Annotated in this window: 27 protein-coding genes; 19 read left to right on the top strand and 8 right to left on the bottom strand. The window is 64.7% G+C overall.

The features are described from left to right. Positions 1–18: 18 nt before the first annotated feature. A complete protein-coding gene (locus IP93_RS06430; RefSeq protein WP_144813458.1) occupies positions 19–525 on the bottom strand; it encodes a DUF4920 domain-containing protein in 507 nt (168 codons plus the stop codon). Positions 526–553: 28 nt separating this feature from the next. Beyond that, complete coding sequence (locus IP93_RS06425) at positions 554–1,135, bottom strand: DUF6151 family protein (protein ID WP_144813455.1); 582 nt, start codon at positions 1,133–1,135, stop codon at positions 554–556. Between the two features lie 121 nt (positions 1,136–1,256). Between IP93_RS06425 and IP93_RS06420 the strand changes: the two genes are divergently transcribed. Both IP93_RS06420 and IP93_RS06415 read left to right on the top strand, forming a co-directional pair. After that, positions 1,257–2,570, top strand: a complete 1,314-nt coding sequence (locus IP93_RS06420; protein ID WP_144813452.1) for an aminotransferase class V-fold PLP-dependent enzyme — start codon at positions 1,257–1,259, stop codon at positions 2,568–2,570. A 164-nt stretch (positions 2,571–2,734) separates the two neighbouring features. Further along, positions 2,735–3,214 carry a VOC family protein gene (locus tag IP93_RS06415; RefSeq protein WP_144813449.1) on the top strand — a complete coding sequence of 160 codons (480 nt, stop codon included), beginning with the start codon at positions 2,735–2,737 and terminating at the stop codon, positions 3,212–3,214. Here IP93_RS06415 and IP93_RS06410 read toward each other — a convergent pair. After that, positions 3,189–4,100, bottom strand: coding sequence for a CPBP family intramembrane glutamic endopeptidase (locus IP93_RS06410; protein ID WP_144813447.1), 912 nt, complete (start codon positions 4,098–4,100; stop codon positions 3,189–3,191). The genes IP93_RS06415 and IP93_RS06410 overlap by 26 nt on opposite strands. Positions 4,101–4,306: 206 nt before the next feature. Here IP93_RS06410 and IP93_RS06405 point away from each other — a divergent pair, with 206 nt between their 5' ends. The 5 genes from IP93_RS06405 to IP93_RS06385 all read left to right on the top strand — a co-directional run bounded on the left by IP93_RS06405 (position 4,307) and on the right by IP93_RS06385 (position 11,239). Beyond that, entirely contained in the window at positions 4,307–5,458 is a 1,152-nt protein-coding gene (locus IP93_RS06405) for an SPFH domain-containing protein (protein WP_144813444.1), read from the top strand. Positions 5,459–5,479: 21 nt separating this feature from the next. Then, complete coding sequence (locus IP93_RS06400; RefSeq protein WP_144813441.1) at positions 5,480–6,775, top strand: TFIIB-type zinc ribbon-containing protein; 1,296 nt, start codon at positions 5,480–5,482, stop codon at positions 6,773–6,775. Further along, positions 6,775–7,035 (top strand): hypothetical protein, encoded by a 261-nt coding sequence (locus tag IP93_RS06395; RefSeq protein WP_144813439.1) that lies wholly within the window; start codon positions 6,775–6,777, stop codon positions 7,033–7,035. The genes IP93_RS06400 and IP93_RS06395 overlap by 1 nt, the downstream gene beginning before the upstream one ends. Positions 7,036–7,438: 403 nt before the next feature. Beyond that, positions 7,439–9,364, top strand: coding sequence for an autotransporter outer membrane beta-barrel domain-containing protein (locus tag IP93_RS06390; protein ID WP_158636289.1), 1,926 nt, complete (start codon positions 7,439–7,441; stop codon positions 9,362–9,364). Between the two features lie 225 nt (positions 9,365–9,589). Continuing rightward, positions 9,590–11,239, top strand: a complete 1,650-nt coding sequence (locus IP93_RS06385) for a S41 family peptidase (RefSeq protein WP_144813432.1) — start codon at positions 9,590–9,592, stop codon at positions 11,237–11,239. A 34-nt stretch (positions 11,240–11,273) separates the two neighbouring features. Here IP93_RS06385 and IP93_RS06380 read toward each other — a convergent pair whose 3' ends face one another. The 3 genes from IP93_RS06380 to IP93_RS06370 form a co-directional block, all read right to left on the bottom strand. Beyond that, a complete protein-coding gene (locus IP93_RS06380; RefSeq protein WP_144813430.1) occupies positions 11,274–11,729 on the bottom strand; it encodes a hypothetical protein in 456 nt (151 codons plus the stop codon). A gap of 118 nt (positions 11,730–11,847) precedes the next feature. Beyond that, positions 11,848–12,138, bottom strand: coding sequence for a HigA family addiction module antitoxin (locus IP93_RS06375; RefSeq protein WP_144813427.1), 291 nt, complete (start codon positions 12,136–12,138; stop codon positions 11,848–11,850). 15 nt (positions 12,139–12,153) lie between these two features. Then, positions 12,154–12,435 (bottom strand): type II toxin-antitoxin system RelE/ParE family toxin, encoded by a 282-nt coding sequence (locus IP93_RS06370; RefSeq protein ID WP_144813425.1) that lies wholly within the window; start codon positions 12,433–12,435, stop codon positions 12,154–12,156. Between the two features lie 316 nt (positions 12,436–12,751). On the opposite strand from IP93_RS06370, the gene IP93_RS06365 reads away from it, so the two are divergent. Continuing rightward, positions 12,752–13,330: a DUF4304 domain-containing protein gene (locus tag IP93_RS06365; RefSeq protein WP_144813423.1), complete on the top strand. Its 579-nt coding sequence runs from the start codon at positions 12,752–12,754 to the stop codon at positions 13,328–13,330. Positions 13,331–13,379: 49 nt separating this feature from the next. Here IP93_RS06365 and IP93_RS06360 read toward each other — a convergent pair whose 3' ends face one another. Beyond that, positions 13,380–13,670 carry a hypothetical protein gene (locus IP93_RS06360; RefSeq protein ID WP_144813420.1) on the bottom strand — a complete coding sequence of 97 codons (291 nt, stop codon included), beginning with the start codon at positions 13,668–13,670 and terminating at the stop codon, positions 13,380–13,382. 271 nt (positions 13,671–13,941) lie between these two features. Between IP93_RS06360 and trmY the strand changes: the two genes are divergently transcribed. The 5 genes from trmY to IP93_RS06335 all read left to right on the top strand — a co-directional run bounded on the left by trmY (position 13,942) and on the right by IP93_RS06335 (position 18,482). Beyond that, a complete protein-coding gene (gene trmY, locus IP93_RS06355; RefSeq protein WP_144813417.1) occupies positions 13,942–14,535 on the top strand; it encodes a tRNA (pseudouridine(54)-N(1))-methyltransferase TrmY in 594 nt (197 codons plus the stop codon). 376 nt (positions 14,536–14,911) lie between these two features. Then, positions 14,912–15,955, top strand: a complete 1,044-nt coding sequence (locus IP93_RS06350; protein WP_158636288.1) for a sensor histidine kinase — start codon at positions 14,912–14,914, stop codon at positions 15,953–15,955. Beyond that, the gene (locus IP93_RS06345; protein WP_144813412.1) at positions 15,952–16,713 is read left to right on the top strand and encodes a LytR/AlgR family response regulator transcription factor; all 762 of its coding nucleotides are present in this window, start codon (positions 15,952–15,954) and stop codon (positions 16,711–16,713) included. Before IP93_RS06350 ends, IP93_RS06345 begins: the two co-directional genes overlap by 4 nt. Beyond that, positions 16,706–17,446, top strand: coding sequence for an ester cyclase (locus IP93_RS06340; RefSeq protein WP_158636287.1), 741 nt, complete (start codon positions 16,706–16,708; stop codon positions 17,444–17,446). Before IP93_RS06345 ends, IP93_RS06340 begins: the two co-directional genes overlap by 8 nt. A gap of 145 nt (positions 17,447–17,591) precedes the next feature. Beyond that, entirely contained in the window at positions 17,592–18,482 is an 891-nt protein-coding gene (locus tag IP93_RS06335; RefSeq protein WP_144813406.1) for a nuclease-related domain-containing protein, read from the top strand. Between the two features lie 325 nt (positions 18,483–18,807). Here IP93_RS06335 and IP93_RS06330 read toward each other — a convergent pair whose 3' ends face one another. After that, on the bottom strand, positions 18,808–19,290 hold the full coding sequence (locus IP93_RS06330) for a hypothetical protein (protein WP_144813403.1): 483 nt from the start codon (positions 19,288–19,290) through the stop codon (positions 18,808–18,810). Positions 19,291–19,602: 312 nt separating this feature from the next. Here IP93_RS06330 and dcm point away from each other — a divergent pair, with 312 nt between their 5' ends. The 6 genes from dcm to IP93_RS06300 are packed head-to-tail and all read left to right on the top strand — an operon-like array spanning position 19,603 to position 26,155. Continuing rightward, positions 19,603–20,841 (top strand): DNA (cytosine-5-)-methyltransferase, encoded by a 1,239-nt coding sequence (gene dcm, locus IP93_RS06325; RefSeq protein ID WP_144813400.1) that lies wholly within the window; start codon positions 19,603–19,605, stop codon positions 20,839–20,841. A gap of 4 nt (positions 20,842–20,845) precedes the next feature. Next, positions 20,846–21,295, top strand: a complete 450-nt coding sequence (locus tag IP93_RS06320) for a very short patch repair endonuclease (RefSeq protein ID WP_144813397.1) — start codon at positions 20,846–20,848, stop codon at positions 21,293–21,295. Then, on the top strand, positions 21,273–22,649 hold the full coding sequence (locus tag IP93_RS06315) for a type II restriction endonuclease (RefSeq protein WP_144813395.1): 1,377 nt from the start codon (positions 21,273–21,275) through the stop codon (positions 22,647–22,649). Before IP93_RS06320 ends, IP93_RS06315 begins: the two co-directional genes overlap by 23 nt. A 53-nt stretch (positions 22,650–22,702) precedes the next feature. Then, entirely contained in the window at positions 22,703–24,610 is a 1,908-nt protein-coding gene (locus tag IP93_RS06310) for a hypothetical protein (protein WP_144813392.1), read from the top strand. Next, positions 24,600–25,430 carry a hypothetical protein gene (locus IP93_RS06305; RefSeq protein WP_144813391.1) on the top strand — a complete coding sequence of 277 codons (831 nt, stop codon included), beginning with the start codon at positions 24,600–24,602 and terminating at the stop codon, positions 25,428–25,430. Before IP93_RS06310 ends, IP93_RS06305 begins: the two co-directional genes overlap by 11 nt. After that, positions 25,427–26,155, top strand: a complete 729-nt coding sequence (locus IP93_RS06300) for a DUF6339 family protein (protein ID WP_144813388.1) — start codon at positions 25,427–25,429, stop codon at positions 26,153–26,155. Before IP93_RS06305 ends, IP93_RS06300 begins: the two co-directional genes overlap by 4 nt. Positions 26,156–26,295 lie beyond the last annotated feature (140 nt).

The following is a 26,295-nucleotide window of genomic DNA, read 5'->3' as shown; positions in this document are numbered from 1 at the left end:
CGGCGCAACGCAGCCAGATCACCCTTCGCCAGGCGTCACCCGCACGCCGTCGGCCACGATGCGGAATTCCACCGTTTCTACCGGCAGGCGCTTGCCACTGTCTTCACTGAAGTGCTTCGCCTGTTCGGGCGTCAGTTGCTTGCGCTCCAGCACACCGTGCACCACAGCCGTGCCGCTGGCGTCCTTGGGCAGGAAGAACGCGTGGTCGCCAAATTTCACCCGCGCGGCCTGGCCGTCGTGCTCCAGCATCATCCAGCAGCCCTGGGCCTGGCAGACCTCGGTGATGCGGCCGCTGAAGCGGCGCGGTTCACCGGCATGCGCCTCGAAGGCCGCGATTGCCGTCGACACCGGCACCGCCGGGCCATCGGCGAATGGCTTGCCGTAGGACGTGGACCCGCCCGCGTAAGCGAGCAGTGTGGCGGCGGACAACAGGCAAGCGGCGAGCAGGCGCATGGGAAACCCGGTGGACAGGAGATGCACCAGACGATAGCGGCCGAATGCGCCCGAGGCCAGTGGCGGACTCATCAAAACGATGTCTGCATGGGGCTCCACGTTACGACAGCGCCGCCCGCTCCTCGCGGGTGATCACGTGCGGTGCCTGCAACGGGCGTCCACTGCCATCGAAGAACGCCGACGCCCGCTCACGGCGCAAGCGCGCGCCGAGGATGCCAGCGAAGATACGCAAGCCGCCCAGCGCAAACGCCAGCGGCGTGGCCCTCACCGGCGCAATGGCGGACCTCGTGTTGAGCACCACGCGGCCACGCGGGCCAAAGGCCGCATCCAATTGGTGCGGCGTTACCAGGAAACAATCGGTCACCATGCCCACGTATGGCAGCTTCGGATCGCGCGGCGTATTGGCCAGCGGCGTTCGGCAGCACGACGCGTACCAGCGCAATACCCCTTTGGGGCTGAGCGACATGCACGTCACCAGCCCTTGCCCAGCCGTGAACCGCACCGCGGCCGGCGCCATCGGGATGATGTCGGTACCGCCAGCGGCATCCAGCACGCCCGGCACGCCCAGGTAGCGGGCAAAGGCGCGGCAATCCTTGCAGTAGCAGGTGGCACGCACGTACGCACGGCCTTCGTCGATCTCACCTTGCACCGCACCGCAACGGCATCGCAATGTCATGGTCATGGCAGCGCATCTCCTCCAGTCGCCGCGGCTATCGGCCACGGCGCCCTCCGGATCATAGACCTTGGCCGTCGCCTCCACGTCCGCACGTTGCTCCCCATTGGTCCCCAAGGCAGCCCGCGCCATGCCCACTCGCCGCCAGTTCCTCTCCGTCCCGATCGCCCTTGGCGCCACTGCACTGCTCCCCGGCGCATTCGCCACCGCGCTGGCGCAGGAAACCCCCGCACTTCCCGATCTCGCCGACTGGGACAAGGTGCGCGCGCAGTTCGTGCTCGACCCCGAGTGGATGCACTTCGCCAGCTTCTTCCTGGTCAGCCACCCCGCGCCGGTACGCGACGCCGTGGATGCCTGGCGCCGTGCACTGGACCGCAATCCCTACCTCACGGTGGAGCACAACGCCTTCACCGAAGACGAATCCAGGTGGGTGCCGGGTCATGTCACGCGCGCCGCGGCCACCTACCTGGGCGGCAAGCCCACCGATATCGCCCTGACCCACAACACCACTGAGAGCCTCGCGCTGGTCTACCACGGCCTGCCGCTGAAGGCCCGCGACGAAGTGCTGGCCACCACCCACGACCACTATTCCCACCTCACCTCCATCCGCTACGCCGCCCAGCGCACTGGCGCGACGCTGCGCCAGGTCACGCTGTACGACGATGCCGCCACGGCCACCGTGGACAGCCTGGTCGAGCGCCTGCTGCGCGGCATCGGCCCGCGCACGCGCGTGGTGGGCCTGACGTGGGTGCACTCCAGCACCGGCATGCGCCTGCCCATCCGCGAGATGGCAAAGGCGCTGAAGCAACGCCACCCCGAGGTGCTGCTGGTGGTGGATGGCGTGCATGGGCTGGGGGCCGCGGACGAGGACATCGCCAGCACCGGCATCGACTATTTCTGCGCCGGCTGCCACAAGTGGCTGTTCGCCCCGCGTGGCACCGGCCTGGTCTGGGCCAACGCCGAGAACTGGGCGCGGCTGCGGCCGCTGATTCCCGACTTCAGCGAGCTCGACGGCCACCTGGCCTGGCTCCAGGGCCGCGAGCGCAAGGGCCCGACCACCGCCGAGCGCATGACCCCGGGGGGATTCCAGGCGTTCGAGCACCAGTGGGGCATGCTCGCCGCGTTCCGCATGCACCAGGCCATGGGCCGTGGCCGCGTGGCCGCGCGCATCCGCAGCCTCAACGACCGGCTCAAGGCGCAGCTGGGCGAGAACCCCAAGGTGCGCATCCACACGCCTCGGTCCGGTGACCTGTCGGCCGGCGTCATCGCCTTCGAAGTGGCCGGCATGAAACCCGAGGAGGTCGTGAAGCACCTGCACGACAAGCACATCATCGCCAGCACCAGCCCGTACGCGGTCAGCTATGCGCGGCTCGCCCCGAGCCTGGTGAACACGGAAGACGAGGTGGACCGCGCCGCGCGGGCCGTGGCAACGCTGACCGGTTGAGCTCGCTACTTGGAGCCCGACGACAGCCGGGCGCCCAGCACTGGGCCTTGCCTTTACCGAGTGCCGATTCACGCCCGCCTCATCCGCGATAGGCCTGGATGGACGACGGAGGGCGGCCGAGCATGCACGTCGCGCCCTCGGCCGCCCACTCGGGAGAACCGATCATGATCCCCAAGAACACCCTCTGCCTCTGGTACGACCATGACGCGCTGGAGGCCGCCGAGTTCTACGCCCGCACCTTCCCCGACAGCGCCGTGGGCACGGTGCACCGCGCGCCGAGTGACTACCCGTCGGGCAAGGAAGGCGACGTACTCACAGTGGAGTTCACCGTCATGGGCATTCCCTGCATCGGACTCAACGGCGGACCAGGGGTCGAGCACACCATTGCGTTCTCGTTCCAGGTCGCCACCGATGACCAGGCGGAGACCGACCGCCTGTGGAACGCCATCGTCGACAACGATGGACAGGAGAGCGAGTGCGGCTGGTGCAAGGACAAGTGGGGCCTGTCCTGGCAGATCACCCCGCGCGTCCTTACCGAGGGCTACACCAGTCCCGACCGCGCAGAGGCCAAGCGCGTGTTTGAAACGATGATGCAGATGCGCAAGATCGACGTGGCGGCTATCGAGGCCGCAAGACGCGGGTGAAGCCGCGCCAATCGGACGCAGTGCCTGCCCCCTCGCGTCCTCCGGCACGTCGCTGGTTCCACGCCCAATATCCCGTGCTGAGCACCACCAGCACGATCAACAGGACCATCGACGGTGCCGGCCCCTGCGGTTCGAACAGCAGCGTGGGCGCGTTGCCCAACGCATGCGCCCCGACCGCCACGAACAGATTGCCGGTGGCCGCATACACCAGGGCGAAGACGATGCCGACGAAGAACAGCATCAACAGCGGGCCGGCAAGCGCACCGGCCTCCGTCCCGGTGTACAGCAGCACCGGTACATGCAGCCCGGCGAACAACCCCTGCGACAACAGCAGGCCGAGTGCCGCCGCCCACGCCGCCGGGAGACCTCGCCGCAGCCACAGGACCAGTTGTGGCCAGAGATAGCCACGGAAGACGGTCTCCTCCATCAGCGCGGTGCCCAACACCTGGGCGAGCAGCGGGCCCAGCGCAATGCCCAGGCCCCGCTCCCATGCGGCCGCCGCAACAAGTGGCGCCCCCGATACCTGCGCGGAAAACACCGTCGCCGCCTGCATCGACGCCCACAGCAGCAAGCTGACCACAAACGCAGGCACCAGGTACCCCGCCCGCCAACCGACATCGGCAAATGACTGCCGCCCCAGTCCGAACACGATTAACAGCGACACCATTCCGATAGCGCCGGAGGCCACCAGCGTGACCGACACCCAGCCGGCCGTGGCCTGCTGCAACTGCCGTAGCGTATCCATCGGAAACCACAGCGATACGAACCAGATCGCGGACAGGCTCATCCAGACACCCAGCAGCAACACCGCCCACCAGGGTGAGCGCACGGACCCGGTCACCGCCATGACTCCCTCCCCCCGACAGCTCCGCTCGGCGAACGCCACGTCTAACGGTTGTACACCATGTGCAATCTCCCCATGCAATCAAACGGCAAACGCAAAGGGAACGGCATGAAGGACAAGGCGACCCAGGGAGTACCCCAGGAACGCCCCAGGCACGGCCTGATGCCGTGCGGACCTGGCCATCGCGCACTTATGGTGCGTCATCCATTCCGGGTACGATTCCAAGCCAGCAATCACGGAGGGATGTCATGGGTCTTGTCAAGGCAGTGGCGGGTGCGGTCGGCGGCGTGCTGGCCGACCAGTGGAAGGACTTCTACACCGTGCCGGAGGGTTTGCCGCCCACTGCGGCCCTGTTCGCCGCCGTGCCACATGGCACCAACGCCAGCCGCGGGTCCAACACGCGCGCCTCCTCCAACATCATCAGCAACGGCACCCGGATCGTCGTGCCCGAAGGCTATGGCCTGCTACTGTTCCAGGACGGCAAGATCACCGGCTTCGCCGCCGAGGCGGGCGGTTATGAATGGCGCTCGGACGACCTCAACTCACAGTCGATCTTTGCCGGCGACGGCATCGTCAGCCCGCTGATCAAGCAGAGCTGGGAGCGCTTCAAGTTCGGGGGCCAGCCGGGTGCGCAGCAGGCGGCCTTCTTCGTCTCGCTGAAGGAGCTGCCGGACAACCGTTTCGGCACCCAATCCGAGATCTACTGGGACGACGGCTTCCTCAACACCCAGGTCGGCGCGATCACGCGCGGCTCCTACACGCTGAAGATCGTCGACCCGATCCTGTTCGTGAAGAACTTCGTGCCGGCGTCCTACCTGCAGCCCGGCCAGGTCTTCGACTTCACCGACATCGACAACGCCGCCGCCAGCCAGCTGTTCAACGAAGTGGTGGGCTCGCTCGCACCGGCCTTCAGCCTGTATACCAACGACCCGGGCAAGGGCAACCGCATCACCAAGCTCCAGCAGGACTCGCTCGGTTTCGCCAAGAGCCTGTCCGATGCGGTGGAGCAGGCCTACCAGTGGAAGTCCGACCGCGGCCTGGCCATTGTCAAGACCGCCATCGTCTCCATCGAATACGACGCCAACACGCGCGAACTGTTGAAGACCGTGCAGCGAGCCGACGCGCTGACCGGCTCGCGCGGCAACGCCAACCTGCAGGCCAGCGTCGCACAGGGCATCCAGTCCGCGGGCGAGAGCGGCGGCGCGGCAGGCCTGATGGGCGTGGGCATGGCGACGGGCATGGTCGGCGGCCTGGCCGGCCTGCAGCAGCCGGTGGCACCAGCCGTCCCCGCGGCCGAAGACCCGGTGGCCAAGCTGAAGAAGGCCAAGGAAATGCTCGACCTGGGCCTGATCACCCAGGCCGATTACGATGCGCTCAAGGCCAAGGCGCTGGGCCTGTAACCCGCAGACCGCACGACGCCCATGCCGAACACCCACCAACCGCCGGCAACTCCTGCCGGCGCGGGCTCGCCACAGGACGTGCCGCCACAACCCGGCACCTTCCCCATCGACCCGTCCACCCTGCCCCCACCCATCCGCGACGAACTGCTGGCGCCCGACCCGGTCGCCATCGACACCTCCGCCACCGAACTCAAGGACGGCCTCAACCGCTGTCCCAAGTGCGGTGCCACCGACATCCGGCAGAAGTCCGGCAGCGACCTGCTGATCTGCCTGTACTGCCGCAACGAATGGCACGGCGTGCGGGTTGAAGAAGAGTTCGGGCTGGGCGAAGGCATCGACCAGCTGCGCGGCACGGTCATCGCCTCCGGCGCGCAGGACATCCAGGCCGATGCCGCCAGCCTGATGAGCTTCAAATGCACCGGCTGCGGCGCCGAGGTGACGGTCAACACCGAAAACGCCATGACCGCGCGCTGCCACTGGTGCCGCCATGTCTTTGGCGTCAACGAGCAGGTGGCCAATGGCGCCGTACCCGACGCCGTGCTGCCCTTCCACATCAGGAAGGACGACGCGGTCGCGCGCATCCGCCAGTTCGTGCACAAGCGCCGGCTGTTCGCGTTGAAGGCGTTCAAGGAGGAATTCACGCCCGGGAACGTCGTGGGCGTGTACCTGCCGTACATGATCGTGGACGGCAATGCCAGCGCCGGCATCGCCGGTCGGGGCGAGATCGAGACGCGCAGCTACACCACTGGCAGCGGCGACAAGAAGAAGACCTATTACGATGCCGACGTGTACCGGGTGGAGCGCCACGTGGAGTTCACCGTGGATGACCTGCCGCTGGAATCCTCGCGCGAGCGCGGCAACCTGGACACGCGGGTCAACACCCACAACATCATCAACACCATACTGCCGTTCGACACCAAGAACGCAGTGAAGTGGAACGCGTCGTACCTGTCGGGCTTCAGTTCGGAGAAGCGCGACCGCGACGTGGCGCAACTGCAGCCACGCCTGGAGGACCAACTGCTCTCCATCGCACGCGCCCAGGTGGCGGCCTCGGTGGACCGCTACGACCGCGGCGTGCGCTGGGAACGCGAATGCCTGGACGTGCATGGCACCCGTTGGGTGTCGATGTACCTGCCGGTGTGGCTGTACTCGTACCACCAGCCCGGCACGGACCTGCTGCACTACATCGCGGTGAACGGCCGCACCGGCGAAACCATGGGCAGCGTGCCCGTACAGCAATGGAAGCTGCTGGCCGCGGCGCTCACCGTGGGCACCTTCCTGGAAGGCATTGCACTGTGGATCGTGGGGAACACCTGATGAGCGACGACAGCGGACTCTGGCTGCTGCTACTCGGCCCGGCCGGCGCCGCCGGGCTGTACTGGACGTTGTACCGGTACTACCGCAACACCGACAAATCACATGCGTTCGAGCACGAAACCGACGTCAAGGCCAAACCGGTCACGGGCTCGGACCAGAAGGTCGGCGAGGTGAAGGGCACGCAGGACAGGCATATCGACGGCGACAACGTCCACGCGTACCGAGAACGCGTGCAGCGCATGCCGAGCGGCAGCGACTGACGCCAGCCGATGAGTCTCATCACGCTCTGATTCCCGGCATCGGCCTGCCCCGGGGGCGGTAACGCGGGTACGGATACCCCCGTCCGGGTGATACCGGCGCACGCTGGTTTTTTCGTTGGCAATAGTGTGCCCCGCTGTCATCACACGCGACATACCGCCACCGATGGCCAGCAGGGCGTGCTGAGGAATTGCCATGAACGCCCAGCGCCTTTGCGGTCGCTTCCTGTCGCTGGCGGTTGTTGCCGCCCTATGTTCACTGACCACGGCTTGTGGCGGCGGAGGAGGGGGCGTGCGCACTTCCGAGCCCCCACCGCCCCCGCCTCCTCCTCCGCCTCCTCCGCCCCCCCCTCCACCGTCGGATCAATCCGGGCCCTGCCTACCCCCGCACACTGGCGATTGTCTGGTGACGCAGTTGGGCACCATGTTGGGCGGTCGCGATAGCCCGTACGGATTGGACGTCAGCCTGCCCTACGACTTTGGCCTGGACCTTGGCGATGGCACGTCGCCCGGCGACCGATATGTGTTCGCGGGCGGCACGTCGGTCACCGGCGGTGGCTACATCCGGGTCACACCGTTCAACACCCTGGTGTCCAACGTCGACGTGGATGGATTCAGCACACTTCTCGTGGATGGCAACATCGAAGGCAACATCCTGGTCCAGCCCAGATTCAATCTGAGCGATGGCAGCAAGGTACATATCCAGCCGCAAGGCAACGTACGGGGAAATCTCGACAACGCAGGCATCGCCATCCTGGACGGCCACCTGACCGGTAACGTATCCAACACCGGTGAACTGCGATTCACGGGGCTGGTGGACGGCAATATCGTCAACAACGGCAGGATCGCCGTGACGGTCTTTTCCATCGACAAGCCCGTATACGGCACCATCAACGGCAACTTCACCCAGACGGCAACCGGGACGTTCGCCCTCCAGTTCGCACCGGGCGGCCTGACGCCTTCGCCGGCCCCCCTGCAGATCAACGGGCAGGCGCGTCTGGACGGCACCCTGGAGTTGAGCGTGTACACCGACCCCTCGGCCCCCCGTCCGCTGCCCGGCACCGGTTCGCAGCACATCTTCCACGCCAATGGCGGCGTGTTCGGACAGTTCGCGCAATGGACATCGCCCGGACTGTTCCTTGAAGGCAACGTGCGCTATGGAAGCAACGACGCGTGGTTCGACCTGACCCGGATTTCGCTGCAGTCGGTGATGGCCGCCAACGCCAGCACGCCGCAAACCCTGGCCAGTGCAGCCAACCTCGACCGGGTGTTCGACAGGATCGATGGCATCCCACCGGCTGCCCCTCACATGCTCGGCACGGCGCAACGCCAGTTGCTGATCTCTGCCGGCGCCGTGCTGCGCATTGGCGACCTGGCCCAGGCGACGCGCACGCTGGACAGCCTGTCCGGCCAATCTTTCGCCGACATCCGCAACGGGTTGTTCGACAGCTTCGCCCACGTTGGACCGCAATCGGCGCAACTGCAGCAGTGGCGCGATGCTCCTGGGGCACACCATGCCTGGGTGGCAACGGCCACACCATTGGCTGCCATCGGCGGCACCGGCCAGATGCGACGCGGGATCTCGGAAAAAGGCGTGGTCAGTGGCGTCACCTACCACCTTGGACCGCAACTGCTGATCGGGGCCGCCACGGGCAGCGGCGATGCCTGGATGGCCCACGACCGCGACGGCCGTGCACGATCCGTGGAATCACTCGGCATGTTGTACGGCCATGCCTGGCGTGGCCCATGGCATGCCTATGGCGAAATACGCGGCAACCGCGGCTGGGTGGACACCTGGCGGCACATCGACGTGGGGGATCGGCGCATGCACCGCGCCTTCGCCGACTTCGACGTCGCCCATGTGCGTGCGCGACTTGAAGGTGGCGTCGACCATGCGGTGGGCGGCGGCCAACTCACGCCCTACGCCGCCCTGCAATACGACCGGGTGCACAGCGACGCGTTCGCCGAAGCAGGAGACACCGGCCTTGAACTGCTGGGCCAGGCTGCCAGCAGCCGCCGTACCAGCGCCGAATTTGGCCTGCGCTACCTGCACGACTGGCAACGACCAACGGGCTGGCTGCGGTTGCAGGCAACGGGAGCGCGTCGCCACGCAGTACGGACCGATGGAAGCATGACGGCAGCTTTCACCGGCATACCGGACGTGATGTTCCGGATCGACGATGCGGCGCCCGCGACTGACCTGTCCTGGTTTGACCTGCAACTGGATGGCGGCCGTGGCGCGTGGTGGTCCACCACCCTGCGTTACCGCTGGAGTGCGGACGATGCAGTCATCAACAACGGCTGGTGGCTGGGAATCGAACGCAGGCTGTGAGCGGAGGCCCCTCCTGCCGGGGATGATTGCCCTGCCCAGCCGGCATGGGGCTTCCCCTCGGTTGTGATCGGCCTGCAGACCACACCTCAAGCGCTCGCTGTTGCCCAGCGCGCCCGTGGCCGGCCTCGCCCCGCGAATCCGTATTAACCTTTTCGTGCCTCCCGGGGCGCCTCGCCTTGGCCGGGGGCTGACCCCGTATCGCTCAATATCACTCCGGAGTTCCCCATGCCCCTTCGCATGCACCACCCGCTCGTCCTTGCGCTGTGCCTGTGCTTCAGCAGTACGGCAGTCGCGGCAGAGGCTGATCCGGAGCAGTTGGTGCAACGGGCCACCGAGGCCTACAACGCCAAGGACTACGGTGCCAGCGCGGACGCCTTCATCGCCGCCCTCGCCGTGGTAGGCGAGAATCCCGTGCTGTACTACAACGCGGCCAGTGCGTCGGCGCTGGCCGGGCGCACGGAAGCGGCCTTCGAGCTGCTGCCGAAGGCGACGGCGGCGGGTTACACCAACATCGCCGCCATCCGCGCCGATCCGGACCTCGTGTCACTCCGCCCGGATCCGCGCTTCGAGACGCTGCTCGCGGCGACCGAGCGCGCCGAACAGCAGCGCAAGCGGATGTGGAACAACCCCGTCTTCGCCACGCCCTACCAGCCCGTGCTGGATGAGAACCAGCGCGTGGCCGGCCTGTCACGGCTGTGGTCGGAGGCCAAGTTCAACTTCGCCAGCTTTGACCTGGTCCCCGACCTGGACTGGGATGCGCTGTACCTCGCCACGCTCCCGGACGTGCGCGCCGCTACCAGCACGCCGGAGTATTACCGCGTGCTCAAGCGCTTTGTCGCGCAGCTGCGCGATGGCCACAGCAGCATCCGCCTTCCGGGCGAAGTGGCCGACCAGCTGGAGGCACAACCCGGCGTGCGTACCGCACTCGTGGAAGGTCGCATCTTCGTCGATGCGCTGCTGGATCCGGCCCTCGCCGCAACCGGCCTGGAGCGCGGCATGGAGATCGTGGCCATCGAAGGGCAGCCCGTGCAGGCGTGGGCAAAGACGCACATCACGCCCTACCAGCCCGCATCCACGCCGCAGGACCTGGCGGCGCGCACCTACGAGCGCGCACTGCTCTCGGGCTCCATCAACCGTCCCGCGTTGGTGACGGTGCGCGACGTTGCCGGCAAGCAGCGCACGCTGTCGCTGCCCCGCATGACGGCCAAGGCGTTCGAGGAGGCGTATTGGAGCGGCCCCACGTTCCAGATGCGCATGTTGCCGGGCGGCATTGCCTACGTGCGGATCCTGCACTTCGGCAACAGCGACGCGGCCGATGGCTTCCGCCAGAACTTCGCTGAAATCGCCAAGGCCCGCGGCCTGATCATCGACGTGCGTGGGAACGGCGGTGGCAACAGCGACGAGGGCTACAAGCTGCTGTCGATGCTGACGGACAGGCCATTCCGTGGATCGCGCTGGCAGACGCGCGAATACGTGCCCACGTATCGGGCCTGGGGCCGGCCGGAAGCCACGTACGCCGAGGCCGCCTCGCAGATGCAACCGGACGGCACGCTGCACTACGACGGCCCGGTGGCGGTGCTGACCAGCGCGCGCACCTATTCGGCCGCCGAGGACTTTGTCGTGGTCTTCGACGCCATGCAGCGCGGCCGCATCGTCGGCGAAGCCACCGGCGGCAGCACGGGCCAGCCGCTGCAGTTCAGCCTGCCTGGCGGGGGAACCGCGCGCATCTGCACCAAGCGCGACAGCTACCCCGATGGCCGCGAATTCGTCGGCGTCGGCGTGCAGCCGCAGGTGGCCGTGGCGCCGCGCATCGCGGACCTGCGCGCGGGGCGGGACACGGTGCTGGAGGCGGGGTTGGCGGCGTTGCGAAAGTAAGCGCGACGACCAAGGCCGGCGGCAGCGTCAACTTCTACGCCTCCCCGGCGTTCCACCACGCCTTGATCCTGTGCGCCCGTCCCGCCCGCTCCAGCTCGATGTGCTTGTCGAACGCCACCGCCATCACGTCGCTGCCCACCGCCTCCAGCACCTCCTCGCTGAGGGCCAGCACCCGGCGCAGCCGCTCGCACTGGGCGTGCATTTTCTCCAGCAGCGGCGTTTCGCCCAGCAGGATCTCGTAGGCCTCGCCGCTGTCCAGCTTGTCGCTGTCATCGTCGTCGATCTCGCTGCCGTACAGGTCCAGCGCCGCCGCCACTTGGCGGCAGTACGCCGGTGACAGCTCCGGCGACCACGGCATCACCCCGCGCTTGTCGCCGGGGGCGTAGCGCAGCAGGCTGAGGGTGACCTCCATCGAGGCCAGCAGGGCGTCCAGCGTCTCCAGCCGCTTGAGCGGCAACACGCTGGTGGCAAAGGTCGGTTCCAGTTCCATGGCATACCCTTGGCAATGGGGTCGGCGACCCCGTGGATGGGGTCGTGGACCCCCTGATGCATCGTTGCTCAACTGTCGTCGGTGTCTCGGATGCGATTTCCAAACCATCCCGCTAGCCTCAAGCTGCGACCCGCTCGATATGCGCGATCGTCTTGCCCAACGCCCGGTGGACTTCCTCCAAGTCGTAATCGGCCTGCAGCCCCAGCCAGAACCGCTCGCTGGTGCCCAGTGCGGCTGCCAGACGCACCGCGGTATCGGCGGTCACGCTGCGCTTGCCCAGCACGATTTCGTTGATGCGGCGCGGTGGCACGCCAGCGGCGCGTGCCAACGCATTCTGGCTGATGCCCAGCGGGACGAGGAACTCTTCCAGCAGGATCTCGCCGGGGTGGATGTTGGGCAGCGATTTCATGGTCGACTCCTGATGTCAGTGGTAATCGACGATTTCCACGTCTTGGGCGTCTCCGTCTTTCCAGCGAAAGCAGATACGCCATTGATCATCGATCCGGATGCTGTGCTGGCCCTTGCGGCCGCCTCTCAACGCCTCCAGCCGGTTTGCCGGCGGGATGCGCAAGTCGTCCAGGGTTGCCGCATTGTTGAGCATTCGCAGCTTGCGCCTGGCGACCTGCTGGATGTCGGCAGGCAACCGCCGGGACGGCGTGCCGCCCCAGACCTTTTCCGCTTCCTTGTCGGCAAAGTTCCTGATCACGAGCCCACCATAACGGGCGGCGTTACATAACGCAATGCGTTATGGTTACGAAAACTGAACCTGATCTGACCTTGCCAGCACGCCCCACACGCCAGAAAAATACCTGCCGCGTGATAAAATACGCATATATGCCGAAGCGCGGTCCCTGGCCTTTCCGGCTTGCGCGCGGCCCCGTGCGCCCTCTGCCTACCGCTGCCTCCGGCAACCGGCGAAGCCGCCACACCCTCACGATAGCCGCCCACGCGGCACACCTCGTAGCGGCGCAGCTCGCGCGCCCGGCGCCGATTTCCACTCCCCCCCCTTGGAGAGCACGCACATGGCCACCATCGCCCGCCTGATCGACCACGCCATCAAGGGCGCCCCCACCGCACTGCTCAAGGCCCAGGGCTTCACCCGGGCCGGCCACGACTTCCACCGCCAGCGCGGCGACCTGATCGACCTGGTCAACTTCCAGAGCAGCGTGGCCGAGCGTCGGCGCGAGGGCCGGCTCACCATCAACGTGGGCATCTACTCGCAGCTCACCAACGAAGCGCTGCTGCGCAAGCCACAGCCGCGCCCGCACGAATACGACTGTGCCCTGCGCAGCCGCATCGGCGCGCTGTTGCCCACTGGCATCGACAAATGGTGGACGGTCAAGCCCGACACCGACAGCGCCAAGCTGGCCGCCGAACTCGCCCTTGCCGTGGAACTGGCCGGCCTGCCCTGGCTGCAGGGCTTCGAAGACCTGCCCGCCCTGTCCGCCCAGCTCGCCACCACGCCCTCGCTGGAATCCGCCGCCTCGGCCCTGGCCCTGGGCGACCGCGGCGAAGCCGAGCGCCGCCTGAAGACCTTCGGCCAGCGCTATCCGCGCGCGCGCCCGATGATCGAGGAATGGGCCCGCCAGGCACTGGCGTGAAACACCGCACCGGTTCCACGGAATGGCGTCGCGGCCCCCACCCGGCCCATCAATCCCGCCGGAGCCGCTGCGCCATCTCGGCCGCGGCCCGCAGCACACTGGCGTAGTGCTCGCGCTGCTTTGGGGCCTGGGCGGCCACGTTCTCCAGCCCTTCGACATAGGCCGCCACCGCCGACGGCCCGTTGTACAGGTCGCCCAGTTCGGTCATGGTCTTGTTCACGGCATCGCGCAGATGCCACTCCACCTTGACGCCCTTCTCCGCTTCATTGGCCAGGTCTACGACGCGCAGCAGATGCGGCGTCACCAGACCGACGACGGTGGCTTTGGGGGGAGCTTTCATCAATTCAATCCTGTTTTCGGGGCAACGGTAGGCTAACGCGGCGGCGTGGCTCCACCCGCAGCAGTGGGCGCTCCACACCTTCAGAACTCAATGGCATCCGCTTCATTGGCCGCCCCCCACGACGCGCTGCAGCGGCATTCGCCACCCGCATCGTACACGCCCGCCACGTCGCGCTGAAGGCGGCCGGCCTTGGCGACCCCCACCCACTTTCCGTGGACAATAGACGCGCGGCACTTGGGTCGCGCGGCGCGATGAATCGGTCAATTCACCCATGCGAACCTTTGTACTGCGAGCCCGGGCGGCACCCACGGACAGCCAGAAGCTGTTGGCCTCCGTGGGCAAAGAGGCCCATACCGAAATCCTGGCGCATACGCTGATGAACGCCATCTTCGTGGCCCAGTCGCATCGCGCCGACGTGACGGTCTACCTGGTGCTGGAGAGCACGCAGGACTTCTCCCGCACGATCCGGTTCGATGCCAACGCCATGCATGACATCGGTGGCTTCGACGAACGCGCGCTGCTGGGCAAGGTCGCCAAGGCGCTCGACGCGTCCAAGGGCATGGGGAAAGAAGAAACGCGACCGGTGGAATCGGGCGTTACCGTGCAGACGCTGAGCTTCGAGCGGCTGGTGCAGGCGCTGGCCGAAGACCACCAGCTGTTTGTCATGGACCGCAAAGGCACGCCGATGCGTGAGCAGGTGTTCGAAGGCAACCCCTGCTTCCTGCTGACCGACCACATCCCGATGCCGAAAAAGACCTTCAACAGCCTCGAACGGCTGGGCGCGAAGTACATCGCGCTGGGGTCGAAAATGCTGTTTGCGTCACAGTGCGTGGTGTTGATCCACCATGAGCTGGATCAGCGGTGACGCGAACGCACACCTTCGAGAACGCACCCTGGCTCAATACCGCACTGATGACGCCAGTGGCGACATCGACACCAGGGCGCGTGGACCCCATCGTGGCCTTGGCGGCGACAAACATGCGTTGAAACGGGAGCGCCACCAGGCACCTGCCTGGTGATCTGCGGCCTGCTGCAAATCCGGCTGCAGCCTCCACCCACCCCTTTGCGGCCCCCACTCGTCCCTCCCCGGCCCTCGGGATCCCGCGGCTTGGGTATGCTGCCCACGCCGGCGACGGGGTCGGCGACTGGAGGCAGCCCAGCCGATGGCACAGCTTGCTAGCGAAGCGCACGAAGGGTCGCCACCGGTGGTGGAACACGGGCCCCCGATCGGTCGCCGCGGCATGATCATTCTGGCGGCGTGGGCGCTGGTCGCGATGCTCTTCGCCGGGCAGGCCTGGTTTGCCGCACAGGTGCGCGGTGAACCGTTGGCGTGGACACGGGTCAGTGCCATCTGGTTTGTCTGGGCCGCCGTCTGGGCCGCCCTGACACCCATCGCGCTGCGACTCGAGGCGCGTTACCCGCTCCAGCGACCCCGCCTCCTTGGCTCGCTGGCGGTGCACGGCGTCGCCTCGGCCGCCTGCGCCCTGGTCAACCTGGCGCTCTTCGCGCTGGCGGCGCCCGTCATCGGCGCGACCCAGGTCGAACCCACGTGGCTCGGCACCTTCAGCCGACTGCTGGGCACGACGCTGCTGCTGAACCTCCCGGTGTACTGGCTGATCGTGGCCGCGGCCCATGGGGAGCGCCTCGTGCGGGCTGCCCGGGAAAAGGATCGCCGGCAACTCCGCCTCGAAGCGCAACTGGCCGATGCCCGCCTGCAGACATTGCGCACCCAGTTGCAGCCACACTTCCTGTTCAACGCCCTCAACACGATCGCCGTGCTGATGCGCGAGGATGTCGACTCGGCCGAGCGGATCCTGCTGCAGCTCAGCGCGTTGCTGCGTCGCTCGCTCGATAGCAGCGAGGCGCATGAGGTGACGCTTGGCGACGAAATCGCCTTCCTGGAAAGCTATCTGGAGATCGAGCAGGCCCGCTTCGCCGGGCGGCTGAGTTACCGGATCTTCGTACCTGATCATGTGCTCGAGGCGCGGGTTCCGAACCTGATCCTCCAACCCCTGGTCGAGAACGCGCTGCGCCATGGCCTGGCCACGCGCGCTGGGCCGGGGCACGTGGAGATCAAAGCGCAGCGGCAGGGCGACTCCCTGCTGCTGCGCGTCGCCGATGACGGCCGGGGCCTCCCCCCGGCGACGACCGAACGCGTCGGCCTGGCGAACACCCGGGCGCGGTTGCGTTTGCTGTATGCGGACAGGCAACGCTTCGACGTGCGAAATTCCGATGACGGCGGCGTCGTCGCCGAGATCGAGCTCCCCTGGCGCACGGCCCCATGACCCTCCGCGTATTGATCGTTGACGATGAACCCCTCGCCCGCCGCGGGATCTTGCGTCTTCTGCAGCAGGAGCCGGACATCGAAGTCGTCGCAGAGTGCGGTGACGGTGCCGCCGCGGTCTCGGCGATCGGCGCACTTTCGCCCGACCTTGTCTTCCTCGATGTGCAGATGCCCGAGCTCGATGGCTTCGGCGTCATTGAAGCCATCGGGAGCGACCGCATGCCCGCCGTCGTGTTCGTGACCGCCTTCGATCAACACGCGGTGCGGGCGTTCGATGCGCAAGCGCTCGACTACGTGCTGAAGCCGATCGATCCGGAGCGCTTTCACCGTGCCCTGCAGCGCGCTCGCGCCCACCTGGCCCAGCCTGATGACAACTTCGTCCGCCGCGTTTCCGAGGCGTTGAAGTCAATCGATCGAGGAGAGCTGAAGCGGTACCCTGCGCGACTCGCCATCCGCTCAGACGGGCGCGTGCGGTTGCTCGACATCGACGAGGTCGACCGCATCGTTGCCGCAGGGAACTACGTCGAGGTCCACACCAGCACCAAACAGCACCGGCTGCGCGAGACGATGGCCAGCCTTGAGTCCCGCCTGGACCCCCAACGCTTCGTCCGGGTTTCGCGGGCGGCGTTCGTCAGCATTGCCCAGATTCGCGAAGTGCAGCCGCTGTTCAATGGTGACTTCGTCGTGCTGCTCAAGAATGGCGCGCAGGTCAACGGCAGCCGCCGCTATCGCGTGGCGCTCGACGTGTTGCTTGGCTGAGCGCTGCTACGGCACGCCTGGCTTTCCGCGCGCCAGACAGCAGGCCGCGATCCTCCGACACGCTCCCGTCACTTCGCAGCCTCCACTCCTCCCACCGCCGCGTCCGCCTGCCACCACAGGGCTGTCAGCGGCCGAACGGCAGCTGATCATCCGCAGCACGCACTCATGCGTTTGGGAGCTGATCATGAAAACGTACAACATCCTGCTGTCCGCGGTAGCCACCAGCGTCGCCCTCACCGGCGTACTTCCTTGCGGGGCGAATGCGTCCGACGGCGTTCGCGCTGAGTCGCTGGAACTCAACAAGTCGATCACCCGCCGGGTGTACAAGGAGGGTCTCAACCAGGGCCGATTCGAAGTGCCATACAGCGCCGACTTCGTGGGCCACGGTGGCCGGGCCACCTTTACCCATGCCGATGGCATGGCCGAAGCCAAGGGATGGCGCAAGGCGTTTCCGGACCTGAAGATCACGGTCGATAAGCAGGTGGCCGAGCAGGACATGGTGGCGGTGCGCTGGACGGCGCGCGGGACCAACACCGGTACCGGCAATGGCATTCCGGCCACTGGTCGCGCGGTGCAGATCACGGGCACCACGCTGTTCCGAATGGCGGATGGGCAAATTGCTGAGGAATGGACATGCGCCGATTCGCTTGGGCTGAGGCGCCAGCTGGGCTTGTTGGCGACCCCGGCAGCGCCGTCGGCGACCGGGGGAAGCGCTTCTGCTGGTGCTCCCTGACCCAGGCCGATACAGCGTCCAAGGGCGCGCCGATCTTCGCCACGACGTGGAGGAAAAGGAGGCGCTAGCCTCGCCTCGTCTGCCCGTGTGGGGTGGGTACCGGCTAACCTACGGCAGACCAAGGATCGAACACGGGAGTGCCCCCATGCAGTGGATGACCTTCGCTGGCTTGCTACCGTTCCTTATTTCGTCCGTGCTGGCGCTGATCCTGGCCCTTTCCTACAAAGCACTCAAGAAGCGTCGAGACCGTCTGTCACCGCTGGCGTCGAAACAACTCGGCCACGTGCCCGGGCAGCAACTCATGACCAAAGTGGCTGACCATGAATTCGACATGATGTCCGGGGTGATGCTGATGTACATGGCCCTTCCCCTGATGTTCATGACCTGGGCAGGTGCACGCATTGACTGGTCATCCGTGCGCTGGGGATTCCACGAATGGTTGTTCCTGGTCGGTGGCGTGGCGCTCTTCGGCTACGGCCTGCGCGAGTACATCCGGAACCTGCACGCCCGCGACCGGGTTCGCGACGGCCTGGTGGCTGAGCGCGTCACCGGCATGCAGTTGAACAGGCTCATTGCGCATGGATGCACCGTCATCCACGACTTGCCTTGCGAAGGCTTCAACATCGACCACGTGGTCATCGCGCCGAAGGGGGTATTCGCGGTGGAGACCAAGTCGTTTCGCAAACCGAAGGTGCGCAAGGAGGGCGAGCCGGCGAAAGTCCTGTTCGACGGCGCCTCACTGGCCTTCAGCGATTTCAGCACCCGGAAGCCATTGGAACAGTCTCGGCAACAGGCGCAATGGCTGGCCCGCTACCTCCGGGAGTCGCTCGGCGAGGCCATTCGGGTCGATCCCGCCGTCTCGGTGCCAGGTTGGTTCGTGGAGAAGAACGAGGCGGCCAGGACGGCGGACGTGTTCGTGTTCACCCCGATGGGACGCGGGTATGAATGGTTCGCCTATGGGGAGCCAGTCCTGCCAGCCGCAAAGCGCGCACTGATCGCCCAAGCACTCGCGACACGATTCCCTGCGCTCCCTTGAATACTTGCTTGCGAGCGCAGGTTGTGGCGCAACGCGGCGCTGGGGGATTCGGGAGAAACGCCGGGCGGGACTGGACCCGGTGTGGGCTCCGGATTCTCGAAGGTGAAGCCGCTGGGGTCGCGGAATCCAATGAGCCAGTCGCCGACCCCATGCAATGGGGTCACGAACCCCATCGATGCAGTCGCTAGCCCCATGTAATGGGGTCGCGGACCCCATCGAGGCAGTCGCCAACCCCATGTGATGGGGTAGCGGATCCCATCTGGACACTCACCGACCCAACACAAAAAAGCCGCCCGAAGGCGGCTTTGGGTTACGACGCGGTGCCTCAGCCCGCCGGCACCGGCTCCGGCGTCAGCGCGGGTCGGCGGCGACGGTTGAACTGCGCCCCGATGTCGCCGCGCATGTCATCCAGCCCGCTGTCCGCGCTGCCGACCAGCTTGAGCTGCTGGTACCCGTCGTAGGCGAAGTCCATGACGTCGTGGCCGAGCAGCGCCACCGTGTCCTCCAGCTCCGCGTGCAACAGGCGCACCGCCTCCAGCAGCGGACGCAGGGCGTCGAGCGCGTCCAGGTCGGCCTGCGCGCCCGCCACGTCCAGCGTGGCCGGCACGATGTGCGGGTGCGCCTGCAGCGCCCGCAGGATGCCGCGGCCGAAGACCTCGTTCTTGGCGCCAAACCCGTGCAGCTCGCGAAGCTCGCCCGGCTGCAGCTTGGCCAGCGCCGGCAGCGCCGCCTTGACCTGCGCGACGCCCGCCGCGGCGGCCTGGCGCTGTTCCGGGGTAATGACCAGCGTGATGCGATTGACTGACACAACAACCTCCAATGTTTTCCGTGTGTATGTGCACCGGCGGGGCCGGATGCGTCCTTGCTCCGCCGTCGTCCGTGTGGCGGGGGTGATCGCTACGGGCGATCGGAGCGGAGAGCATTGTCGCAGATCGGAGACCGGGGCCCGGGCCTCAGGGCCACGGGCGAAGTCACGAATCCTCCCCGGTCTCACCTCACGCGACTCCAATAGGGAGACTGGTTGCGAGTGTTGTCCCCGAACCGCCGGGAGAGCACGTCGACCACCTTCCACCATGGGACACGATTGGACATACTGTCCACACACCGTCCCGGAGCCAGCATGGATACGTACGAACTGATCGACCTCGCGCTGACGCGCTACTCGCCCAAGGAAGTGGCTTTCGCACTCGGAGTCGATCCGAAGACCGTCCGCCGCTGGCACCTCCGTGAGACCGAACCGAAACCCTACATCGCCGACGCTATCCGCCAGCGCCTGCTTCCCTTGGGTGAGGCGCCTACGGGCGAAGCGGCATTCCGCTTCATCGACCTGTTCGCGGGCATCGGAGGTATCCGACTCCCGTTCGAGAAGCTCGGCGGGCGCTGCGTCTTCACCAGCGAGTGGGACGCTTACGCCCGCAAGACCTACGCTGCGAATTTCCATGACGGTCCCGAGCACTCATTCGCCGGAGACATCACCGCCGTTCATGAGGACGACGTCCCGGACCACGACGTGCTGCTCGCCGGCTTTCCCTGCCAGCCTTTCTCGATCGCAGGAGTCTCCAAGAAGAACGCCCTCGGGCGTCCTCACGGTTTTGCAGACAAGACCCAAGGCACGCTGTTCTTCGACGTGGCCCGGATCATTGCCGCGAAGCGACCCAAGGCGTTCCTGCTGGAGAACGTCAAGAACCTGGTGAGCCACGACAAGGGCCGCACCTTCTCGACCATCGTCGACGTTCTGCAGAACGAACTCGGCTACCGGGTGCACACGAAGGTCATCAACGGCAAGCATTTCGTCCCGCAGCACCGCGAGCGCATCATGATCGTCGGCTTCCGGGAGGACGTGCCCTTCGATTGGGCGGATCTGAACCTGCCCGCGCTGGAGGATGGCCCGAAGCTTGACTCCATCCTGCACCGGGAAGATGGCACCGAGCCGCCGGAGTGGCATTGCCTTGAAGGAGCGAAGGGCAGAGTCAGCGACAAGTACGTCCTTTCGGACAAGCTATGGGCGTACCTGCAGAACTACGCGGCGAAACACCGCGAGAAAGGCAACGGGTTCGGCTTCGGGCTGGTGACGAAAAAAGATGTCGCCCGGACCCTTTCCGCCCGCTATTACAAGGATGGCTCGGAAATCCTCGTTTCCCGTGGGGCCCGCAAGAACCCCCGCCGCCTCACACCACGCGAGTGCGCCCGGCTCATGGGTTACGGCGACACGTTCCGGATTCCGGTGTCGGATACCCGGGCCTACAAGCAGTTCGGAAACTCGGTGGTTGTGCCGGTGATTGCATCCGTCGCGCGCCTGATGGTGCCGCTGCTGGATCAGATCGGCACGGAGGCCGCTCCGGCCCGGAAGGTTGCCTGACGCGATGGACACGATCAGCCCGGAGCAGCGCTCCGCGCTGATGTCGCGAATCAAGGGGAAGGACACAAAGATCGAGTTGGAGGTCCGGCGCGGATTGCACGCGCTGGGTTTCCGTTACCGGCTGGGGGGCGCCGGACTGCCTGGGCGACCGGATATCGTGTTGCCGAAGTACCGGACGGTTGTCTTCGTACATGGGTGTTTCTGGCATGGGCATGACTGCCATCTTTTCCGGCTGCCCAAGACGCGAAGCGATTTCTGGAAGGCGAAGATCGAGGCCAACCGCGAGCGCGACGCACGGGTTGCCAAACGACTGGAATCTCTGGGCTGGATGACTGAGACTCTTTGGGAATGCGAGCTCAGAGGCGCCTCGTCGCAAGAACGGATCAACGCTATAGCCAACTTGGCACAACGTATTCGATCAGGGGAATTGGATGACAGAACAAACGGAGCTTGAACTGGAAGGCGGATCGCGAGTAGCGGAAGAGGCCGCCGACGGCACTCCCCTGTGGTGGAAGATTCAGGCGCTAGTCCCGGAGAGCGAATCACTCTTTATCAAAAAGCTCTCGCGAAATGATACGTCGTGGACTTCCGGGGGGAGCAACCAAGCGGGTTTTTACGTTCCTCGTCCTATACGAGATGCCGAGTTTCTTCCCACGCTGAAGGCCGACAACCCAGCCAAACCCCACATCTTCCATGCCGAGGTCGGAATTCTATGGCCACAAACTGGTGAGATCACGCGATCCCAGATCCGACACTTCAGCAATAAAGGCGCAGAAGTACACATCACTAGAGTTGCACGTTCGCTGTTCAAGGAACTCACGCCTGCGTCCCTGCTTCTCATGGGTCGCTTCAAGACGTCGTCGGAAGACATGAACTATTGGGCGGTAGTTATTGACTCTGCATCCGAAGAAGCAGAGCTCCTTGAAACAGTTTTCGATCTCGACGCCAGTTTCCACTACGCCATATTTGCGCCCTCAAAATTCCATGATTACGCCACAAGCACCTCGGATGAATTGAATGAGCTCATCGAAGAGTTTCGTTCTGCTATCCGGGGTGGAACTATTGATGCCCTCGTCGCGAAGTACGCCACGATCCCCAACCCCTCAATAATCGCGGAGCGGGCAAGAAATGAGTGGCTGGCTACCCATCGATTATCAACGTTCGACCCGTGGGTTATCGCGACTCCAGGCGATGCAATCATGGAAATAAGCCGGGAGATCGAGTATCGACTGTACCGGCATCACGAGCTGCGCAGACGCACCTCAGAACTTCTGTCGATCCTGCACGGCAGCAATGATCTACCTACCGGACTGATCCAGCGATACCCTGAGCTCGACCAAGTCCTCCTCAGCGCCAGCCAGCAACGCAAAACCCGTGCGGGCCGCTCCTTTGAGCATCACATTGCTGCCAGTTTGACGGCTGGCCGTATTCGCTTTGTCGAACAGGCTGTCACCGGGGGTCGGCGTCCCGATTTTGTCTTACCCGACTTGCACGTATTGCGAAGCAGAAAGCGCGGATACGCAGAAGCACTTGTCTTGTCGGCGAAGACCACATTACGCGAACGATGGAAGCAGGTCTCGAGCGAGAAGCTGAATTGTGAGGTTTTCCTCGCGACCGTCGACGACCGAGTGGCTGCGAATTCAATCCGTGAGATGGCTGCATCCGGAATCCGGCTTGTCGTTCCGGAAACACTCAAGACGAGCGACGAAGCGCACTACAAGGGACAGCCCAACGTCATGTCTTTCAGGGATTTTTTTGACGGCGAGATCCGTCGCAACCGACCGTTTCTGTTGCTGGGCATGAAATGACAGCATCCAGCGAAATTACTGTCTGAAACCGCGCGAACAGGGGAGTTTTAACAATGCGGCTCGAATGGAGGTTCCTGACCAACGAAGGACAGGAAGAGGAAGGACTAGGCCATGCGGGAATCGAGACATTCAAAGGCTCACCGTATCCGGGCCTCGCCCGCGAGAGCGCACAGAACAGTCTCGATGCCTGCCTTAAGACGCCCGAGGGTTCGCATCAGCCCATCCGGATGGTGTTCCGCCAGCAAATGGTCGCACGAGAATCCATCCCCGAGGTAGCAGCGCTGCAACAGACCTTGGATGCATGCCTCTCCAGGTCCAAAGACCGAAAAATACGCAAAGACACGCTTTTCTTCGAGCTTGCCTGTGATGCCATCCGTAAGCCGCTCATCAGCGTTCTGACCGTCGAAGACTACGGAACCACGGGGCTGATCGGCCCTTCTGAAGCGGGCACACCTTTCCACGCCCTGATCAAAGGGTCTGGAGTCAGCCAGAAGAGCAGTACGGATGCAGGCGGTTCTTTCGGAATCGGCAAGAACGCCGCGTTCGCGGTGTCGCAGCTCCGGACAGTCGTTTACTCGACCCTGTATAAACAGGGCACGAGCCAACGTTATCTCGCGCAAGGCAAGGCAATTCTCGTCTCGCATACCGACCATCGGAGCGACGAAAAGCGCGGTATCGGTTACTGCGGCCACGCGGACTTCCAAGCCGTGGAGACTCCCAAGCTACTTCCGGAATGGCTGCATCGCACTGAAACCGGCACGACGGTTGCGTCCCTCGCCTTCCAGCATCAGGGAGGCTGGGAATGGCAGATGGCGGAATCACTGGTCCGAAATTTTTTCGCAGCGGTGCACGAGGGCACGGTCTCATTTGAGGTTGTCCGGGAAGGCAGCGAGCCCATAACGATTACGAAGGACACGCTCGGATCACTGTTCGAGCACGATGCGATTCACAAAGCCGCTGAGGGCACCGGCTCTTCGTCCGAACTGTCTTTTGCTTCGGCCATGTACCAAGCGCTCACCGCACCCGAGACCAAGACCTTTCAACAGACATTCAAGGACGTCGGAGTATTCAGATTCCGCCTGCTGGAAGGCGCCGGCCTTCCCCGGAAGATCGGCTTCCTGCGCAATGGAATGTATCTGACCGACAACCTGAGGCACTTTGGCCATCCGCTGGCACGCTTCAGCCTGTCGCGTGACTTCGTCGGTGTGGTCGAACCGCTGGACGTCGCGACGAGCGGGCATCTTCGTGAGTTGGAAAATCCCCGTCACGACGAGCTTTCCGCCGACCGACTTGATGACCCGCGAGCGCGGGATCAGGCACGGGCAGCCATGAAGAAACTGGGGAAGTGGTTGAGAGATGTCGTCAAGGAGCAGACCTCCACCCCTCCAGAGGCCGAGATGCTGCTTGAAGAAATGAACAGGTTTTTCTCGTCACCCGAGACCGGCACCGAGATTCCGGACCCAGCGAACAGTCAAACAAACCCCGAACGCATCAAGATTCGGACAAAGACCACTTCCATGCCGCCGGCCGGCAGCGGTCCGGTTGGGGAAAGCGGATCGGCTGGTGGGCGCAAGCCGAAGGGCGCGGGCAGTGGACAGACAACAGGTACACGCCCTGGTGGTGGCCGAGGAATGCAAGGTGGACGTGGCGGAAAGACGATCACGTTCCGCTCGCTCCGCAGCCATTTAGTTGATCCAGCGCAGGCAAACACTCGGGTCATCAGCCTAGAACCGACGGAATCCGCACTGGCGAGACTGGAAGATCTTCTGATCGGTGCGGTAAGCGACGAACCGCTCGATATCGTGACGCTCAACGGTCACCGGTGCGCTAAGACACCATCAGTGCAGCTGACCGAGGGGGAGCGCAAGTCGGTCACGGTCGAGTTCATCGAACCCTACAGTGGCCCGATCCGCGTGGTGCTCACAAAGGTGGACGACGAGGGGGCACGTCATGCTGATTAAGCCTTCCAGTACCTTCGCCCATCCGGTGCTTTCACCGCAGACTGACGACTACGGCGACCGCTTGTTCGACATCTCCTTAGAGGTGGAAGAAGCTCCGGAAGCCGGAGAAGTCGTGCTCAAGGGACTTTGCATCCTCGACGACCCAGCACCTCGCCAGCTGATCGGTTCCGGTCAGGCGACGCTTGGCGTTGTTGTCGAGTGTCTGGAAACGTACTTCCAGCGCTTCTTTATGGTGCAGGAAGACGGATTCACGCTGCAGTTTGGCGCCGGTGAGCTTCGGGGCAGAGTGGCCGTCCAAGCTGTACTCGCAGCTTCAGAGGACGGCGTCCAACTGGAGTCAAAGTTCATCGCCGCCGACTACCCCCCAAATACACGGCGATTGGAATCCGGGGATGTCATCGCGCTGAGCGCGATTCACACGTTCGAGGCCGGTCTCGACAAATTGCTGCCCATGGAATCCATTTTCCATCTGGTTGCGAGTGAGGATGTTGCCGATGGCATTTTCCAAGTCGGATTGGACACCGAAGCGATTCGGTTGGAGGTCCATCCGGATCTTTACAGAACGATCTACGGAATCAGAGGGACAAGCCTGCGCGACATCCTACTCTCTTCCCTCTTTCTTCCAGCCGTCATGAACGCGTTGGATGCCATGCGGAGTGGAGGGTACGAGGGACAGCGCTGGCATCGGGTCATTGAAGCCCGCTGCAGCAACGAAGGTGTCATCGTCGATGACAACACTGATCTCGCGCTGTCGGCCCAGCGACTACTTGACGGACCTTTGGGACTATTGCGCGGCATGTTCAGGGAGGGCGACGAATGAGCAGATTGCTCTATGTCGGACAGCAGACTGCTGATCTTCTTGCGGACAGTGTTGACGAGAATCTCGAGCGATACTCGTCATTAGGGTTCGACGACCTTGAAGCAAGTGGCGACTGGCGTATCCCGCTGTCTGTCCACGGCGACCTCGCTCTGCTCAATGGATTAAATCCGGAGAAGGGCCAAGAAGCTGAAGTCCACAATTCAATGCTAGTCGGACGTGCACTCGCGAACCTGACTCCATCGCTTGCGCGTGAAAACCGGATCTGGATCCGACTCAGTCATGTGGAGGCGCTCTCGTTCGCACGCGCGCGCTGGCTGACTGGCATCCATCAAGAAACCCTGGCGAAGGCTGTTCGCACACACTTTTTCGCGTCCACGTGGACAGGATGCCGAGATGATCACGCGATCTCGCGTCTCTGGTGGAACCATCACATCGCGTCAAAGATTTGTTCCGACGAGCCCGAGGCGGTGTTGTCTTTAATTCTTTCCAGAGCCGACCTCCGGGCCAACCTGGTTGAACGATCGCGGGTTGGCACTCGCTTACAGTTGTCGCGCGCGATTGTGAGCGAGCTTCGGGATAACGATGCCTTGCGATCATCAGAACCCCAGTTCCGGAAGTTCATGAAGCTGCTCAACGCACAGGGTGCAGGCCAGTACGTCGAGGTCTGGAGCGAAGACAAGCTCAAGGCGTTTGTCAGTGAGTGTGCGGTATACGCCTGGCGCTAGCAGCGGGTGTGAAGTGCACCTGAGCAATGGCGCCATCGCCACTCCCCGTGGTGGCGCGACTCCATCTTTCCCGCACATCCACCCGCATGACGCGCGACACCATGCAGCTGCCGCACACGGATCGCGGTGGATGATCCGTA

This window comes from Aerolutibacter ruishenii, from assembly GCF_007830115.1.
Lineage (GTDB): Bacteria > Pseudomonadota > Gammaproteobacteria > Xanthomonadales > Xanthomonadaceae > Aerolutibacter > Aerolutibacter ruishenii.
The sequence above is the reverse complement of the archived record's forward strand: the minus strand, read 5'-3'. Positions and strand labels throughout refer to the sequence as shown.